The organism is Cellulomonas sp. P4_D11 (assembly GCF_056401915.1).
The window spans coordinates 1-15,618 of record NZ_JBFUIK010000055.1 but is presented as its reverse complement, the minus strand read 5'-3'; the positions used below and the strand labels follow the sequence as shown (position 1 = coordinate 15,618).

At 73.3% G+C, this 15,618-nt stretch carries 13 protein-coding genes; 11 read left to right on the top strand and 2 right to left on the bottom strand.

Annotated elements, in window-relative coordinates; all coding sequences use genetic code 11:
- The 6 genes from AC1DT4_RS19475 to AC1DT4_RS19450 form a co-directional block, all read left to right on the top strand.
- Nucleotides 1–330: ROK family protein (locus tag AC1DT4_RS19475; RefSeq protein ID WP_477091409.1), on the top strand; the 330-nt coding region annotated here is incomplete at its 5' end.
- A 60-nt stretch (nucleotides 331–390) separates the two neighbouring features.
- Nucleotides 391–1,437 (top strand): lactonase family protein, encoded by a 1,047-nt coding sequence (locus AC1DT4_RS19470; RefSeq protein WP_477091408.1) that lies wholly within the window; start codon nucleotides 391–393, stop codon nucleotides 1,435–1,437.
- A 177-nt stretch (nucleotides 1,438–1,614) separates the two neighbouring features.
- Complete coding sequence (locus AC1DT4_RS19465; RefSeq protein WP_477091407.1) at nucleotides 1,615–6,672, top strand: glycoside hydrolase family 3 N-terminal domain-containing protein; 5,058 nt, start codon at nucleotides 1,615–1,617, stop codon at nucleotides 6,670–6,672.
- A 91-nt stretch (nucleotides 6,673–6,763) separates the two neighbouring features.
- On the top strand, nucleotides 6,764–7,147 hold the full coding sequence (locus AC1DT4_RS19460; RefSeq protein ID WP_477091406.1) for a hypothetical protein: 384 nt from the start codon (nucleotides 6,764–6,766) through the stop codon (nucleotides 7,145–7,147).
- Between the two features lie 60 nt (nucleotides 7,148–7,207).
- Entirely contained in the window at nucleotides 7,208–8,542 is a 1,335-nt protein-coding gene (locus tag AC1DT4_RS19455; protein WP_477091405.1) for a glycosyltransferase, read from the top strand.
- 54 nt (nucleotides 8,543–8,596) lie between these two features.
- Nucleotides 8,597–9,337 carry a phosphoglyceromutase gene (locus AC1DT4_RS19450; protein WP_477091404.1) on the top strand — a complete coding sequence of 247 codons (741 nt, stop codon included), beginning with the start codon at nucleotides 8,597–8,599 and terminating at the stop codon, nucleotides 9,335–9,337.
- 308 nt (nucleotides 9,338–9,645) lie between these two features.
- Here AC1DT4_RS19450 and AC1DT4_RS19445 read toward each other — a convergent pair whose 3' ends face one another.
- A complete protein-coding gene (locus AC1DT4_RS19445; RefSeq protein ID WP_477091403.1) occupies nucleotides 9,646–10,056 on the bottom strand; it encodes an MmcQ/YjbR family DNA-binding protein in 411 nt (136 codons plus the stop codon).
- Nucleotides 10,057–10,277: 221 nt separating this feature from the next.
- Nucleotides 10,278–10,943 (bottom strand): phosphate signaling complex protein PhoU, encoded by a 666-nt coding sequence (gene phoU / locus AC1DT4_RS19440; protein WP_477091402.1) that lies wholly within the window; start codon nucleotides 10,941–10,943, stop codon nucleotides 10,278–10,280.
- Nucleotides 10,944–11,248: 305 nt separating this feature from the next.
- Here phoU and AC1DT4_RS19435 point away from each other — a divergent pair, with 305 nt between their 5' ends.
- From AC1DT4_RS19435 to AC1DT4_RS19415, 5 genes are all read left to right on the top strand, one after another.
- A complete protein-coding gene (locus tag AC1DT4_RS19435; RefSeq protein WP_477091401.1) occupies nucleotides 11,249–11,650 on the top strand; it encodes a DUF7144 family membrane protein in 402 nt (133 codons plus the stop codon).
- Nucleotides 11,651–11,683: 33 nt separating this feature from the next.
- Nucleotides 11,684–12,166 (top strand): DUF1269 domain-containing protein, encoded by a 483-nt coding sequence (locus tag AC1DT4_RS19430; RefSeq protein ID WP_477091400.1) that lies wholly within the window; start codon nucleotides 11,684–11,686, stop codon nucleotides 12,164–12,166.
- 131 nt (nucleotides 12,167–12,297) lie between these two features.
- Nucleotides 12,298–13,539 (top strand): sensor histidine kinase, encoded by a 1,242-nt coding sequence (locus AC1DT4_RS19425; RefSeq protein WP_477091399.1) that lies wholly within the window; start codon nucleotides 12,298–12,300, stop codon nucleotides 13,537–13,539.
- Nucleotides 13,536–14,258: a response regulator gene (locus AC1DT4_RS19420; RefSeq protein ID WP_477091398.1), complete on the top strand. Its 723-nt coding sequence runs from the start codon at nucleotides 13,536–13,538 to the stop codon at nucleotides 14,256–14,258. Before AC1DT4_RS19425 ends, AC1DT4_RS19420 begins: the two co-directional genes overlap by 4 nt.
- Nucleotides 14,259–14,476: 218 nt before the next feature.
- Nucleotides 14,477–15,589, top strand: a complete 1,113-nt coding sequence (locus tag AC1DT4_RS19415; protein ID WP_477091397.1) for a phosphate ABC transporter substrate-binding protein PstS — start codon at nucleotides 14,477–14,479, stop codon at nucleotides 15,587–15,589.
- Nucleotides 15,590–15,618 lie beyond the last annotated feature (29 nt).

Below are 15,618 nucleotides of genomic sequence, written 5' to 3'. Positions count from 1 at the left end.
GCCCTGCTCGACGCGCTCGTCGCCGACGAGCCGCGCGCCACCGCCGCCGTCGCCCAGGCCGCTCGCGCCCTCGGCGTCGCGCTGGCGTCCGTGGCCAACGTGGTCGACGTCGGCGAGGTGGTGCTCGGCGGCAGCTTCGGCCAGCTGTTCGGCTACGTGCACGACGAGGTGTCCGCCCGCCTCGACGAGCTCGTGATCTTCGCGCCCTGGTCCCCGCTGCGCGTCTCGCCCGCCCGCGCCGGCCAGTACCCGGCGATGACCGGCGGCGCGCTCGCGGTCCTGGCCACGGTCCTGGCCGACCCGGCGGAATGGCTCCGCACCCAGCCGTAGCCGACCAAGTCCTCGGACGTCCGGGAGGAGTGCCGCGGGGTCGTCGTAGGCTCCCTCACCGTGAGCGCGCAGCAGACCCCCCTCTGGATCGGCACCTACCCCGTCGCGGGAGCGGGGACGCCCGTCGGGCAGGGGGAGGGGATCTGGCGGGTCGACCTCGACCCGCGGACCGGAGCACTGAGCGGCGCGCGGCAGGTGGCCGAGACGCCGTCGCCCAGCTTCCTCGCGCTGCACCCGAGCGGCCGGGTCCTGTACGCCGCGAACGAGCAGGCGGACGGCACGGTGAGCGCGTTCGACGTCGTCGGCGACGCCCTGGTGCACCGCGCGACGGTCCCGTCGGGAGGCGAGGACCCCTGCCACCTGCTGGTCGACGTGGACGCCGGCGCGCTGCTCGTCGCGAACTACTCCTCGGGCGCGCTCAGCGTGCTGCCGCTGGACGCCGACGGCGGGTTCGCCGCGGGCGGCCCCGACCAGGTCCACGGGCACGCGGGATCGGGTCCCGACGAGGACCGGCAGACCGCACCGCACGCGCACTTCGTGGCCCACGCCCCGGGGGGCGCGTTCGTGCTGGTGGTCGACCTGGGCACCGACCAGATCCGCCGCTACCGACGCGACGCCGACCGGCTGGTCCAGGACGGCATCGCCGCGACGCTCCCGGCCGGCACGGGTCCGCGCCACCTGGTGTTCAGCGCCGACGGGCGGTTCGCGTACGTGGTGGGCGAGCTCGACGTCACGGTCCGCGTGCTGGCCTGGGACGCGGAGTCGGGCACGGGCTCGCTGGTGCAGACCCTGCCCGCGACGGCGGCGCCGGCGCGGGAGGCCGGGCGCCGCCGGCTGCCGTCGCACATCGTCCGGGACGGTGCCCGCGTGCTCGTCGGGACCCGCACGTCGGACGTGCTCGCGCGGTTCGCCGTCCGGCCCGACGGCCTGCTCGATCCGGTCGCCGACGACGCCCTCCCGGGCGCCTGGCCGCGGCACTTCGAGGTGGTCGACGGCTGGACCGTGGTGGCCGAGCAGGTCTCGGGCGACCTGGCGGTGCTGGCGGCGGACGGCTCCGTCGTGACCACACTCGCGCTGCCGGCGGCCGCCTGCGTGCTGCCGGCGTGACGCCGGGAACACCCGAAAAGCCCGTTATCGAATCGTGATCTTCTCGACTTACCGCCCAGTAAGTGATTGTGATTGTCTGGCGAGAGCCGCACGGGTGGGCGGGGCAACGAGGCTCTGAGCGCCCGGCTGCGGCAGCGGCCGTGCAACGGGGCCCGGCCGTGTCACAGGGGAGTGACCGTGCGCCGTGCTGACCGCCTGACCCATCTGCCCGCGAGCCTCGCCGCCCTGGCCCTCGTCGTCCCCCTCGCGCTCGTGGGCATCGCCACACCGGCGTCCGCGGCGCCGGGCGACCTCGCGCGGACCGGCACCGCGACCGCGGACCGGTTCCAGTCCGACGGCGACGGCACGTTCCCCCCGGACGCGGCGATCGACGGCGACCCGACCACCCGCTGGGCGAGCGGCAACGGACCGGACGAGGACGTTCCGTACACCGCCTGGGTCCAGGTGGACCTCGGCGCGACGGCCTCGGTCGACCACGTGGTGCTGGCGTGGGAGGCGGCGTTCGCGGCCGGCTACGACGTGCAGGTGGCGACGACGGCGCCCGACGACCCGGCGTCGTGGACCACGGTGCACGCCGAGGCGGCCGGTGACGGCGGGACCGACGACGTCACGTTCGGCGCGACCGACGCGCGCTACGTCCGCGTCCAGATGAACCAGCGCACCAGCTTCACGTGGGACCCCGCCCGCCTGCACTGGTACGGGTACTCGCTGTTCTCGCTCGAGGTCTACGGGACCCCGACGCAGGTCGCCGCCGCCTTCGCGGCCGGCAGCACGACCGTCCCCGCCGGCTCCGACGCGACCGTCCCGGTGATCCTGGCGACGGGGGCGGCCACCGACACGACCGTCCGCGTGCAGTCGACGGGCGGCACGGGCGTGGCCGGCACGGACTACACCGCGGTCGACCAGGTGGTGACGTTCCCCGCCGGGAGCACGGAGGCGACCGTCACCGTGCCGACCGTCGACCACGGCCCCCTCGGCCAGGTGCGCACGGTCGAGCTGACCCTCTCGGAGCCGTCCGCGGGCCTGGTCCTCGGCGGCCGCACGACCAGCACGGTCACCATCACCCCGCACGGCGACCTGCCTGACGTCGGCGCCGTCACGGTGCTCGACGACTACGAGTCCGGCGTCCCCGCCGGGTACAGCACGTGGGGGATCAGTGCCCCGGTGACCCCGGTGCTCTCCACCGCGCCGGTGGACCGCGGGGGCAGCGGCCTCGTCGCCACCGTCTCCGGGGCCCCGGCGCCGGGCGACTGGTTCGGCTTCACGCACGACATCGCGGCCACCGACTGGTCCGCGCACGACGGCTTCACGTTCTGGTTCCTGGGCACCGGCGGCGGTGGGCTCCTGCGCTACGAGCTCAAGAGCAACGGCCAGCTGTTCGAGCGGAGCGTCACCGACGACACCGCCGGCTGGCGCCAGGTCAACGTCGCGTTCTCCCAGCTGCGGCTCAAGGGCAACCCGGCCTCCGACGCGCGCTTCGACCCGTCCGCCAGCACCGGTTTCGCGGTCACGCTGACCGACCTCGGCGCGGGCGCGTGGACGTTCGACGACCTCGGCCTGTACGACCGCGTGACGACGATCGAGGACGCGGAGGGCGAGGTACCGATCGCGGCCCCGGGCAGCACGGTCGGCATCTTCACGTGGGGCTCGGCGCCCGACCTCGTCAGCCTGGCCGTCACCGAGCAGGACCGCGACGGCGCGCCCGCCGGCAACCACGTGCTGTCGGGTGACTACCTCATCCCGTCCGGCGGCTGGGGAGGGTTCAGCGAGAACCTCGCGGCCGGCCAGGACTGGAGCTCGTTCCGCGGCATCCGGCTGGCCTGGTACGCCTCGCAGCCGACGCGCCCCGCCAGCCCGACCGCGGGCGGCGACATCAAGGTCGAGCTCAAGGACGGCGGCCCCGACGGCGAGCACTCCGAGCTGTGGGCGGCCACCTTCAAGGACAACTGGTCCAGCGACGGCAGCCGGTGGAACATCGTCGACCTGCCGTTCTCGGCCTTCACGCTGAGCGGCTACCAGCCCGGCGACGCCGCGACCCGCAACGGGACGCTCGACCTCACGAGCGCGTGGGGCTACGCGATCACCATGGTGCCCGGCACGGCCGAGTCGGTCGGGTGGGCCGTCGACGACGTGCAGCTCTACGGCTCGGCGGTGCCCGCACCGACGGCGACGGTGACCGCAGGGAGCGACGTCGTGCTCGTCGATCCCGGCGAGACCGCCCAGGTCCCGGTCGTGCTCACCACGACCGACGGCCAGCCCCTGACGGGCGACGTCACCGTGGCCTACGCGAACGGCGCCGGCACCGCGGTCGCCGGCACGCACTACGACGCCTTCGCGGGCACGCTGACGTTCCCCGCAGGTACGGCCTCGGGCAGCACGCAGACGATCGACGTGGTCACGCACGCGACGGCCGCGGTCGACGACGCCCGCACGGTCGGCGTCGACCTGACCGCCACGGGAGCGGTCGTCGGCACCAGCCCGAAGGTCGTCCTCAACGCCGTCGGCGCCGCCTACCTCGACCCGACGAAGACCACGGCGGAGCGCGTCGACGACCTGCTGGGCCGCATGACGCTCGCCGAGAAGATCGGCCAGATGACCCAGGCGGAGCGGCTGGGCCTGCAGTCGCCGTCGCAGATCGCCGACCTCGGGCTCGGCTCGGTGCTGTCCGGCGGCGGCTCGGTGCCGGCGCAGAACACGCCCGCCGGCTGGGCGGACATGGTCGACGGGTTCCAGCGCCAGGCGCTGTCCACCCGGCTGCAGATCCCACTCGTCTACGGCGTCGACGCCGTGCACGGCCACAACAACGTGGTGGGCGCGACGATCTTCCCGCACAACGAGGGCCTCGGCGCCGCGCGCGACGCGGACCTGGTCGAGCAGGTGGAACGGACCACCGCCCAGGAGGTGCGGGCCACCGGCGTGCCCTGGGCGTTCGCGCCCTGCCTGTGCGTGACGCGCGACGAGCGCTGGGGCCGCAGCTACGAGTCGTTCGGCGAGGACCCGGCCCTGGTGACCGCGATGGCGGGCGCCTCGATCGTCGGCCTCCAGGGTGCTGACCAGGCCGACCTCTCCGGTCCGGACAAGGTCCTGGCGACCGCCAAGCACTGGGTGGGCGACGGCGGCACCACCTACGACCCGGCGCTCGCGGGCTCGGGCTACCCGATCGACCAGGGCATCACGCACGTCGACAGCCTCGACCAGCTCCGGCGGCTGTACGTCGACCCGTACGTACCCGCGATCGAGGCGGGCGTCGGCTCGATCATGCCGTCGTACTCGGCCGTCTCGATCGCCGGGGGTGCCCCGGTCCGCATGCACGAGGACGCCGCGCTGAACACCGACCTGCTCAAGGGCGAGCTCGGGTTCGACGGCTTCCTCATCAGCGACTGGGAGGGCATCGACAAGCTGCCCGGCGGCACGTACGCCGACAAGGCCGCACGCGCCGTGAACGCGGGCCTCGACATGGCCATGGCGCCGTACAACTTCGGCGCGTTCATCACCGGGATCACCGACAAGGTGGGCTCCGGCGAGGTCGCGCAGTCGCGCGTCGACGACGCGGTCCGGCGGATCCTCACGCAGAAGTTCGCGCTCGGGCTGTTCGACGCCCCGTTCGCCGACCGCACGCTCGCGGCGGACGTGGGTTCCGACGCCCACCGCGCCGTGGCCCGCGAGGCGGCCGCCAAGTCGCAGGTGCTGCTGAAGAACGCCGACGACCTGCTGCCGCTCGCGCCGGACACCAAGGTGTACGTGGCCGGTTCCAACGCCGACGACCTGGGCAACCAGGCGGGCGGCTGGACGATCTCGTGGCAGGGCGGGTCCGGCGACATCACGCCCGGCACGTCGATCCTCGAGGGCATCCAGGCGGCCGACGCCTCGGTGACGTACTCGAAGGACGCCTCGGCGCCGGTCGGGGACGCGCAGGTCGGCGTCGTCGTCGTCGGCGAGACGCCGTACGCGGAGGGGCAGGGCGACGTCGGCAACAACGCCAAGTCCCTGTCGTTGTCCGCCGCGGACCGGGCCGCGATCGACACCGTCTGCGGCGCGCTGCCGTGCGCGGTGCTCGTCGTGTCGGGCCGCCCGCAGCTGGTGACGGACAAGCTCGGCGCCATCGACGCGCTGGTGGCCTCGTGGCTGCCGGGCACCGAGGGCGCGGGCGTGGCCGACGTGCTGTTCGGCAGCCGGCCGTTCACCGGCCGCCTCCCGGTGACCTGGCCGGCGACGGCCGACCAGGTGCCGGTCAACGTCGGCGACGACACCTACGCGCCGATGTACCCGTACGGCTGGGGGCTGCGGACCGACGCGCAGCGCGACCGGCTCACGGCCCTCGTCGCGACCCTGCCCGCCGGCGCGGCGAAGGACGCCGTCCAGGCCGTGCTCGACGCCCCGGTGTGGGTCGGGGACGCGCTCGACCCCGCGGCGACGGGCGAGGCCGTCCGCCTGCTCGCCCGCGCGGCCGAGACGCTCGACGGCACCGACCGCGAGACAGCCGCCGCGGCCGGCACCGTCGTCTCGCTCGTGCGTGACCTGGCGCAGGACGCGTCGGGTCCCGACGACGCGGGCGCGACCGCCGACGCCGAGCACGCGCTCATGTCCGGCGACGCGAGCGGCGCGGTCGACCTGCTGGCGGGCGTCATCGGTGTCTCGACCGCCGAGCCCGTCGCCTCGACCACCGGCCTGTCTCTCTCGTCGTCGATCACGGCCTTCGGCCACGCGTCGACGGCCCGCGTGACCGTCCGGGCGCCGGGCGGGACTGTCTCCGGGTCGGTGCAGGTGCTCGTCGACGGCAGCGCGGTGGCCACCGCCCCGCTCGCCGCGGACGGGACCGCGCGGGTCCCGCTCCCCGCGGCCCTGGCGACCGGCCGGCACGCCGTCACCGCGGTCTACGGCGGAGCCCCGGCGGCCGACCCGCCGGTCCTGGGCTCGACGTCGGCGGCGGCCACCCTGACCGTGACCAAGGCCTTGCCCGCGGTCACCACCAACGGCACCGACTGGTCCGTCCGGCGCGCCGACGTCAAGCAGGTGCACGTGCAGGTGACGGGCGTCGCCGGGGTGGCGCCCACCGGCACCGTCGACGTGTGGGTCAACGGCGCCCGCAAGGGTTCGGCGACGCTCGACTCCCGCGGCACCGCCGTCGTGACCCTGCCCGTGGGTACGCGGACGTCGCTCGTCCTGGTCACCTACGGGGGTGACCGCACGTACCTGCCGTGGATCGCGGCGCCGCACCTGCTGGTCGTGCGGTGACGCCTTACGGGTGACATCCGGTGAAAGGACTCCAGGACCTGCGCAAACGTGCCGATCCCCCTCTCGTCGACGACGAACAGGGAGGTTCCGCGTGCGCAACGGATTCGACATCTACCGGCAAGGTCCGGACCGGAACCACCAGGAGCCGGCCAGCCCCTGGGGCTGGACGCCGCGACGCGGTGAGTACCCGACGGGCGAGACCGTCGTGCAGGAGCACGACCACACGCTCACGTACACGGGCAACGACCCCCAGCTGGCCGCCGCGTTCGCGCGCGGTGCCCGGCTCAAGGAGATCGTCACCATGTGGCCGGAGCTCGTCTTCTACCCGTCGACGGCGGGTGGCTTCCTGCCCGACGGCAACATCTTCCCGATCCGCGGCGACTACAAGCCGCCGAGCGGGCTCAGCGCGCTGAAGGGCCGGTTCGCCCGTCGCCCGGCCGGCGCGCACGCCGCGGAGGCTCCCGCACAGTCGTGAGGTGACACGGGCTCCCGTGCGCGAGAATGGGTGCAGACCCGTCCGTGAACAGGAGCACCCGTGACACTCGAGCACGCCCCGCGCGTCGCCATGCTGTCGGTGCACACGTCGCCCCTGGACCAGCCCGGCACCGGCGACGCCGGCGGCATGAACGTGTACGTGCTCGAGCTGTCGCGCGCGCTGGCGGCCCGGGGTGCGCGCGTCGAGATCTTCACGCGCGCCACCTCGTCGGACCAGGCCGAGACCGTGCTCCTGCCCGGCACGGACGCGGGCGGTCGTCCCCTCGTCGGCGACGACGCCCGCGCCGTCCTGCTCGCCGAGGACGTCGAGCCGGGCGTGACGCCGCCGATCCTGGTCCACCACGTGCCGGCCGGGCCGTTCGAGCGGCTGGACAAGAACGACCTGCCCGGCGTCCTGTGCGGCATGGCCGCGGGCGTCCTGCGCTGGGAGGCCGCGCGCCGGCCCGGCTGGTACGACGTGGTGCACTCCCACTACTGGCTGTCCGGGCAGGTGGGCTGGATCGCGGCGGACCGCTGGGAGGTGCCGCTCGTGCACACCGCCCACACGCTCGCGCGCGTGAAGAACGCGTCGCTGGCGCCCGGCGACACCGCCGAACCGAGCCAGCGGGTGGTCGGCGAGGAGCAGGTGGTCGCCGAGGCCGACGCGCTGGTGGCCAGCACGCCGGTCGAGGCCGAGGAGCTGGTCGAGCTCTACGGCGCCGACCCCGACCGCGTGCACGTCGTCGAGCCCGGCGTGGACCTCGACCGCTTCGTGCCCGGCGACCGCGCGTCGGCCCGGCGCGAGCTCGGCCTGCCCGAGGACCGGCAGATCGTGCTCTTCGCCGGCCGGGTCCAGGCCCTCAAGGCGCCGGACGTGCTGGTCAGCGCCCTGGGCGTGCTGCGCGCGACAGGCAGGCCCGTCCCGCTGCTCGTCGTGCTGGGGGGTCCGTCGGGCCGCTCCAGCGCCGTCCGCGAGCTGGAGGCGCTCGCGACGATGACCGGCGTCGCCGACGACGTCGTCGTGCACCCGCCCGCCGACCGCGACACCCTTGCGCGCTGGTACCACGCGGCCGACGTGGTGGCGATGCCGTCGCGCAGCGAGTCGTTCGGGCTGGTCGCCGCCGAGGCGCAGGCCAGCGGTGTCCCGGTGATCGCCGCCTGCGTGGGCGGGCTGCGCACCATCGTCGACCACGACGTGTCCGGCCGGCTGGTCCGCGGCCACGACCCGGAGGTGTGGGCGGACGTCATCGCGGACGTGCTCGGTTCCTCCGACGACCGCGCGCGGTACGCCGTCGGCGCCCGGCAGGTGGCCGAGCGGTTCGGCTGGGACACCACCGCCGACCAGATGCTCAAGGTGTACTCGGTGGCCGGCGAGGTGCGGGCGTCGCGAGCGTGACCGTGGGACGGACGTCCCTGCGACGGACCCCTGTCCCTGCGGCAGGATGAGCCCATGACCTACACCCTCGTGCTGCTCCGCCACGGCGAGAGCGAGTGGAATGCCAAGAACCTGTTCACCGGCTGGGTCGACGTGCCGCTGTCGGAGAAGGGCGTCGCGGAGGCGGTGCGCGGCGGGACGCTGCTCACGGACGCGGGAGTGCTGCCCGACGTCGTGCACACGTCGCTGCTGCGCCGCGCGATCACCACGGCCAACCTGGCCCTCGACGCCGCCGACCGCCACTGGATCCCGGTCAAGCGCTCCTGGCGCCTGAACGAGCGGCACTACGGCGCGCTGCAGGGCAAGGACAAGAAGCAGACGCTCGAGGAGTACGGCGAGGAGCAGTTCATGCTCTGGCGCCGCTCGTACGACGTCCCGCCGCCGGACATCGAGCTGGGCTCGGAGTTCTCGCAGGACAGCGACGCGCGCTACGCCGGCGAGCCGATCCCGCGCGCCGAGGCGCTGTCCAACGTCCTCGAGCGCGCGCTGCCCTACTGGGAGTCGGACATCATCCCCGACCTGCAGTCCGGCAAGACGGTGCTCGTCGCCGCGCACGGCAACTCGATCCGCGCCCTGGTCAAGCACCTGGACGACGTGGACAGCAGTACCATCGCCGGCATCAACATCCCGACCGGCATCCCGCTGCTCTACACGCTCGACGAGGCGACGCTGAAGCCCACCATCCCGGGCGGCACCTACCTCGACCCCGAGGCGGCGGCAGAGGCCATCAAGGCGGTCGCGAACCAGGGCCGCTGACCCCAGCCCCTCCCGCAACGTCCGAGCAGATGCAGCCCCTGGGCCCCATCTGCTCGGACGTTGCTGTCTCTGCACCGGTTGCGTCCGAGCGGGCGCAGGTCCTGGGCTGCATCTGCTCGGACGTTGTCGGCCCGCCTTCAGGTGCTGGGGGGCGTGCGTCTGATTCCCCCGTAAACCCCCGCAGCGTCCGCACTCGAGCGGGCTCCCACCCGCACGAGTGCGGACGTTGCCGGCTGGTGCGTCCGCAGAAGCGAGCGCCGCGGCGACCGGATGTGCGGAGGTTGTCGGTTGGGGATGGCGGCGTGGGGTCAGGGGCGGGTGGCGTCGAAGGCGGTCAGGGCCTTCTTCGATGCCGAGCGGCGCCAGGCCTCCTCGACCAGCTCGGCCAGCGCGTCCCAGTCGGGGTCGTGCGCGGCGTCCAGGTGCGCGCCGACCCAGCCGAACCGGCCCAGGTACGGGGCGACGAAGTAGCGGCCGGGGTCGCGGGCGACGATCGCCTGCTGCTCGTGCCGGTCGGCCTTGCACCACAGGGCCAGCCGGCCGTCGGCGTGGTGGTCGGGCAAGATCCACGCGAACCGCGTCCCGCGCGTGAAGAACCCGGTGTTGCCGTACTCGTCGACCTCGGCCGTCGTCTCGGGCAGCTGCGCGACGACGGCGCCGAGCCGCTCCCGGGCCACGGCGACGTCGTCGTCCCCCCACCCGAGCACCCGTTCCGCCATGCGAGCCACGCTACCGACGACGACCAGCCGCAGCAGCCGGGGCGGCGTCGGCCCGGAGCTACTGCGGAGGCCGCTGCCGGGGGAACGCAAAAACGGCGCAGGCGCCTGAACGAGAACGTGGGTTCGGCACGAGGACGTGGATGCGAACCCACGCTCCTGTGCCGAACCCACGTTCTCGGTGCGCCCGGGCGGTCGGAGGCAGGCGCTGATGGCCGCCGGGCTCAGCCGACGGTGCGGTCGAGCTCCCCGCGGGCGGCGCCGGTGACCAGGTACTGCACGCGCCGCGCGACGCTGACGCCGTGGTCGCCGAACCGCTCGTAGTAGCGGCCGAGCAGGGTGACGTCGATCGTCTCCTGCGTCGTGCCGGCCCAGGAGCCGCCGAGCAGGGCCGCGAAGGTGTCCTCGTGCAGCTCGTCGAGGAGGTCGTCGTCCTGCTCGATGCTCTCGGCCAGCAGCACCTCGCGGCTGTTCAGCAGCGTCGTGGTGCGCCGGGCCACGCGGACGGCAGCGTCGTGCATCTCGGCGAACGTGCCCGAGAGCGCGTGCGGGATGGCGTGCCGCGGGTACCGACCGCGGGCGACCTGGGCGACGTGCCGGGCGAGGTCGCCCATGCGCTCGAGCGAGGCGCTCATCCGGAGCGCGGAGACGACGATCCGGAGGTCGGTGGCGACGGGCTGCTGCTGCGCGAGCAGCAGGACGCAGCGCTCGTCGAGGTCGCGCTCGATGGCGTCGATGGCCAGGTCGTCGGCGATCACGGACTCCGCGAGGGCGAGGTCGGCCGTGAGCAGCGCGATGCCGGCGTTCGTGATGGCGTGCTCGACCCGACCGCTCATCGCCGCCAGGTCCTCGCCCAGCTGGTGCAGCTCGGCGTCGAAGATGTCCCGCATGTGCTCCCTCTCGTGCCGGCGGCAGGTGCCGCGCGCAGGTCAGGCTGACATTTTCAGGTGAACGGTGGGGCGCCCCCAGGTGAACGGACGACGGCCGTTGCGTACCTCTGTCGACGATACGCGTGGCGATTCGCCCGATATGGCCCGCTCCGGACCCGTAGCCTGCGACGAGACGGGCCGTCGGCGCTCGCGGGCGGCGCGTCCGTGCGGAGATCGTCTCTGTCCCGCTGCAGGTCATCGGGGCCAAGATGATCGGCGACGGCACCACGGGGCGGTGAGCCCCGTCGACACGAGGAGAGGCACAGATGGCACAGAAGGTGACGGCCTGGGTCGGCTGGGTGTGGTTCGCGGCGTTCGCGATCCTGGTGGCCGGGTTCATCAACATCGTCTCGGGGCTCGTGGCGGTGTTCTCCCCGAAGACCGTGGTGTCGTGGACGAACGACGGGATCGCCGTCGTGGACGTGTCGACCTGGGGCTGGGTGCATCTGATCACCGGTGCGCTGCTGGTGCTCGTAGGCTTCGCGCTCTTCGGGGGCAGCGGGTGGGCACGGCTGGTGGCGATCGTGCTGGTGGTGGTGAACCTCGTCGCCCAGTTCGTGTCGCTGCCCATCACACCCTGGTGGTCGCTCGTCGCGATCGCCCTGGACGTGGTGATCCTGTGGGCGTTGACGGTGCATGGCGGTGAGGTCGAGCGTGCGGCACGGTAGGGACAGGACGACGACGGAGCGAGAGGGACGACGATGACGACGTTCACGGCATGGAAGTTCGAGACGGCCGACGGGGCGCAGAAGGCAGTCGACGCGCTCAAGGGCGCGCAGAGCGACGGGTTGGTGAAGATCGTCGACCACGCGGTGATCAGCTGGCCCGAGGGCGGTGCGCGCCCGGAGATGCATCACTCGAACGAGGACAAGTGGCGCGGCACGGGCTGGGGCGCGTTCTGGGGCATCCTGTTCGGCGGGCTGTTCTTCGTCCCCCTGCTGGGCGCGGCCGTCGGCGCGGCGGCCGGCGCGATCACCAAGGCGGTGTCGGCGGTCGGGATCTCGGAGGACCAGCTGGACAACATCCGGGCCCAGATCACGCCCGGCACCTCCCTCCTGTGCGCCGTCACGGAGAACGCGAACATGGACCGCCTCGGGGAGCGCCTGCACGGGCTGCACAGCACGCTGGTGGCCACCAACCTCACCGACGCCGAGAAGTCGCTGCTGCTCGAGACGTTCGGCTGAGAACGACCCGGCCCGAGATGTCGTCGAGCGTCCGCCACCCGATGAACGGGCGGTGAACGCTCGACGGCGGCGGGGTCGCGGGCGGCACCATCGGCGTGTCGCACCCCTCGGCGCGTCCTAGGGTGAGTGCCGTGAACGGTGTCAACGGGCTGCTGCTGCTCCTCGCCGGCGGCCTCGGGCTGCTGGTGGGGGTCTGGGCGACGCTCGCCTTCCGCTGGAGCGAGCGCGAGCAGCGCACGCTGCCCCCGCTCATCGAGCCCGAGCTCGACGAGGGCCTGGTGCGCACGCTGGCGGTGCTCCGCTCCGCGGCGGTGGTGCTCGACGACGGCGACCGCGTCCTGCGGGCCAGCGCGCCGGCGCACGCGCTCGGCATCGTGCGCGACGGCCGGATCGCCCCGGCGGCGATCCGGGACCTCATCGCGCAGGTCCGGCGCGACGGCGTCATCCGCGACGAGGTGCTCGAGGTGCCGCGGGGCCCGGTCGGCCCGGGCGTGCTGCTGGTCCAGGTGCGCGTCGCGCAGGTGAGCGCCGAGCACCTGGTCGTCCTGGCGGAGGACCTCACGCAGGCACGGCGTCTCGAGGCCATCCGCCGCGACTTCGTCGTCAACATCTCGCACGAGCTGAAGACCCCGGTCGGGGCGCTGGCGCTCCTGGCCGAGACGGTCCAGGACGCGGCCGACGACCCCGAGGCGGTGCGCAGGTTCGCCGGCCGGATGCAGACCGAGGCCACGCGACTGTCCGCCCTGGTGCACGAGATCATCGAGCTGTCGCGGCTGCAGGTGGCGGGCGCGCTCGGGCAGCTCGGTCTCGTCGACGTGGACCTGGTGCTGACCGAGGCCGTCGACCGGGCCCGCACCACCGCCGACGCCAAGAAGGTGCGGCTGGACATCGGCGGCGAGCAGGGCACGCGCGTGTTCGGCCAGCACGAGCTGCTGGTCACCGCCGTCCGCAACCTGCTGGACAACGCGGTCGCGTACTCGGGGGAGGCATCGCACGTCGGCGTCGGGGTGCGCACCGAGGGAGACCTCGTGGAGATCGCGGTGGTCGACGAGGGCATCGGGATCTCGGTCGCCGAGCAGGAGCGGGTGTTCGAGCGGTTCTACCGGGTGGATCCCGCCCGCTCGCGCGACACGGGCGGCACCGGCCTGGGACTGTCCATCGTCAAGCACGTCGCGGCGGACCACGGCGGCGACGTGACGGTCTGGTCGCAGCCCGGGCGCGGGTCCACGTTCACGCTGCGCCTGCCGCGCGCGGAGGAGCCGGCGACGGGCGGCGTCAGTACGCTGCCCAGCGCCAAGACCAGCATCGAGAGCATCCCCGACACCACCCCCGCCGACATCGAAGGAGCGCACGTGCGCCGGAGCGCGTCATGACCCGGATCCTGCTCGTCGAGGACGAGGAGTCCTACCGGGACCCGCTGACGTACCAGCTGGAGCGCGAGGGCTTCGACGTCGTCACCGCCGCGACCGGCCCGGAGGCGTTGCTCAGGTTCGAGGAGCTCGGCGCGGACCTCGTGCTCCTGGACCTCATGCTGCCCGGGCTGCCGGGCACCGAGGTGTGCCGCCGCCTGCGGCTGGTCAGCGACGTCCCGGTCATCATGCTCACGGCCAAGGACGACGAGATCGACAAGGTGGTCGGCCTCGAGCTGGGCGCCGACGACTACGTCACCAAGCCGTACTCGTCGCGGGAGCTGCTGGCGCGCGTCCGGGCCGTGCTGCGCCGGCGGGAGTCGGTCGTGGTCGCCGCGGGGGCGCCGGCCTCGCTGGCCGACGACGAGGACGACGAGCTGCTCGCCGCCGGCCCGGTCCGGATGGACGTCGAGCGGCACACGGTCCGGGTGCGCGACGAGATCGTCGCGTTCCCGCTCAAGGAGTTCGAGCTGCTCGAGCTGCTGCTGCGCAACGCGGGCCGCGTGCTGACGCGGGGGCAGCTGATCGACCGGATCTGGGGCTCGGACTACGTCGGCGACACCAAGACGCTCGACGTCCACGTCAAGCGGGTCCGCGCCAAGATCGAGGTCGACCCCGGCAACCCGACGCTCCTGCTCACGGTGCGCGGTCTCGGCTACAAGCTGACCGACGACGGCGAGTAGCGCCCGCCCGAGCAGGCGGACCGCCCCGCACGCCCCGAGGTGTGCGGGGCGTCGTGCTGCCCGGCCGAAGGACCAGCGCGGTCCGGACGCGCGTCCGACTCGTCGGCCACCGTTCACCTGGGGTTCACCCGATGCCGGTGAGCAGGTCACGTGCGGTTCCTACGGTCAGCATCGCCGTGCACACATCAGTGCGCACACGATCGACAGGACGGACCACAGTGAAGCTTCCCCTCCACGGCCGCATCGGGGCGGTTGCCCTCGTCGGCGCACTCGCCCTCACCCTTGCGGCCTGCGGATCGGACAACCCCACCGGCGATGCGTCCGGTGGCGCCTCGGACGCCCCCGCGTCGACGCTGAGCGGCACCTTGAACGGTGGCGGCTCGAGCGCGCAGGAGAAGGCCCAGCAGGCCTGGGTCGCCGGCTTCCAGACGGCGAACCCCGACGTCACCGTCAACTACACGACCACGGACTCGGGTGCAGGCCGCAAGGGCTTCCTCGACGCCTCGCTCGACTACGCCGGCTCGGACAGCGCGCTGAACGAGGAGGAGCTCGCCTCCGCCGCGGACCGCTGCTACGGCGGCGCGGGCATCGACCTGCCGGTCTACGTCAGCCCCATCGCCGTCGCGTTCAACATCGACGGGGTCTCCGAGCTCAACCTGAGCGCGGACGTCGTCGCGAAGATCTTCGCCGGCGCGATCACCACCTGGGACGACCCGGCGATCACGGCCCTGAACCCGGACGCGACGCTGTCGGGCCCGATCACGGTCGTGCACCGCTCCGACGACTCGGGCACGTCGAAGAACTTCCAGGACTACCTGTCCAAGACGGCCCCCGACGTGTGGACCTACGAGGTCACGAACACGTGGCCCGTGGCCGTCGGCCAGGGCGCCAACGGCACCTCCGGCGTCGTCCAGACGATCCAGTCCGCGCCCGGCACCATCGGCTACGCCGACGCGTCGGCCGTCGGTGACCTCGGCAAGGTCTCGCTCGGGGTCGGCACGGAGTTCGTCGCCCCGACGGCGGACGCCGCCGCCAAGACCGTGGACGTCTCGCCGCGCGACGACACGCGCGCCGAGGGTGACATCGTCATCAAGGTCGACCGCACCACGACCGAGTCCGGCGCCTACCCGGCGATCCTCGTGTCCTACCTGGTCGTGTGCAACACCTACGACACCCAGGACAAGGTCGACCTGATCAAGGGCTACGCGACCTACGCCACCAGCGCGGACGGCCAGTCGAGCGCCGCGACTGCGGCGGGTTCCGCGCCGATCTCGGACGCGCTCCGCACGGACGTCGTCGCCTCGATCGACGCGATCACCGTCAAGAAGTAGCAGCTGCAGAACACGCTCCGCCCAGTCGT

What these genes read in the sequence shown, in the direction of transcription:
- AC1DT4_RS19430 (WP_477091400.1), top strand. Translation starts at nt 11,684, where the DNA reads ATGACGACGTTCACGGCATGGAAGTTCGAGACGGCCGACGGGGCGCAG.
- AC1DT4_RS19445 (WP_477091403.1), bottom strand. Translation starts at nt 10,056, where the DNA reads ATGGCGGAACGGGTGCTCGGGTGGGGGGACGACGACGTCGCCGTGGCC.
- AC1DT4_RS19420 (WP_477091398.1), top strand. Translation starts at nt 13,536, where the DNA reads ATGACCCGGATCCTGCTCGTCGAGGACGAGGAGTCCTACCGGGACCCG.
- phoU (WP_477091402.1), bottom strand. Translation starts at nt 10,943, where the DNA reads ATGCGGGACATCTTCGACGCCGAGCTGCACCAGCTGGGCGAGGACCTG.
- AC1DT4_RS19435 (WP_477091401.1), top strand. Translation starts at nt 11,249, where the DNA reads ATGGCACAGAAGGTGACGGCCTGGGTCGGCTGGGTGTGGTTCGCGGCG.
- AC1DT4_RS19450 (WP_477091404.1), top strand. Translation starts at nt 8,597, where the DNA reads ATGACCTACACCCTCGTGCTGCTCCGCCACGGCGAGAGCGAGTGGAAT.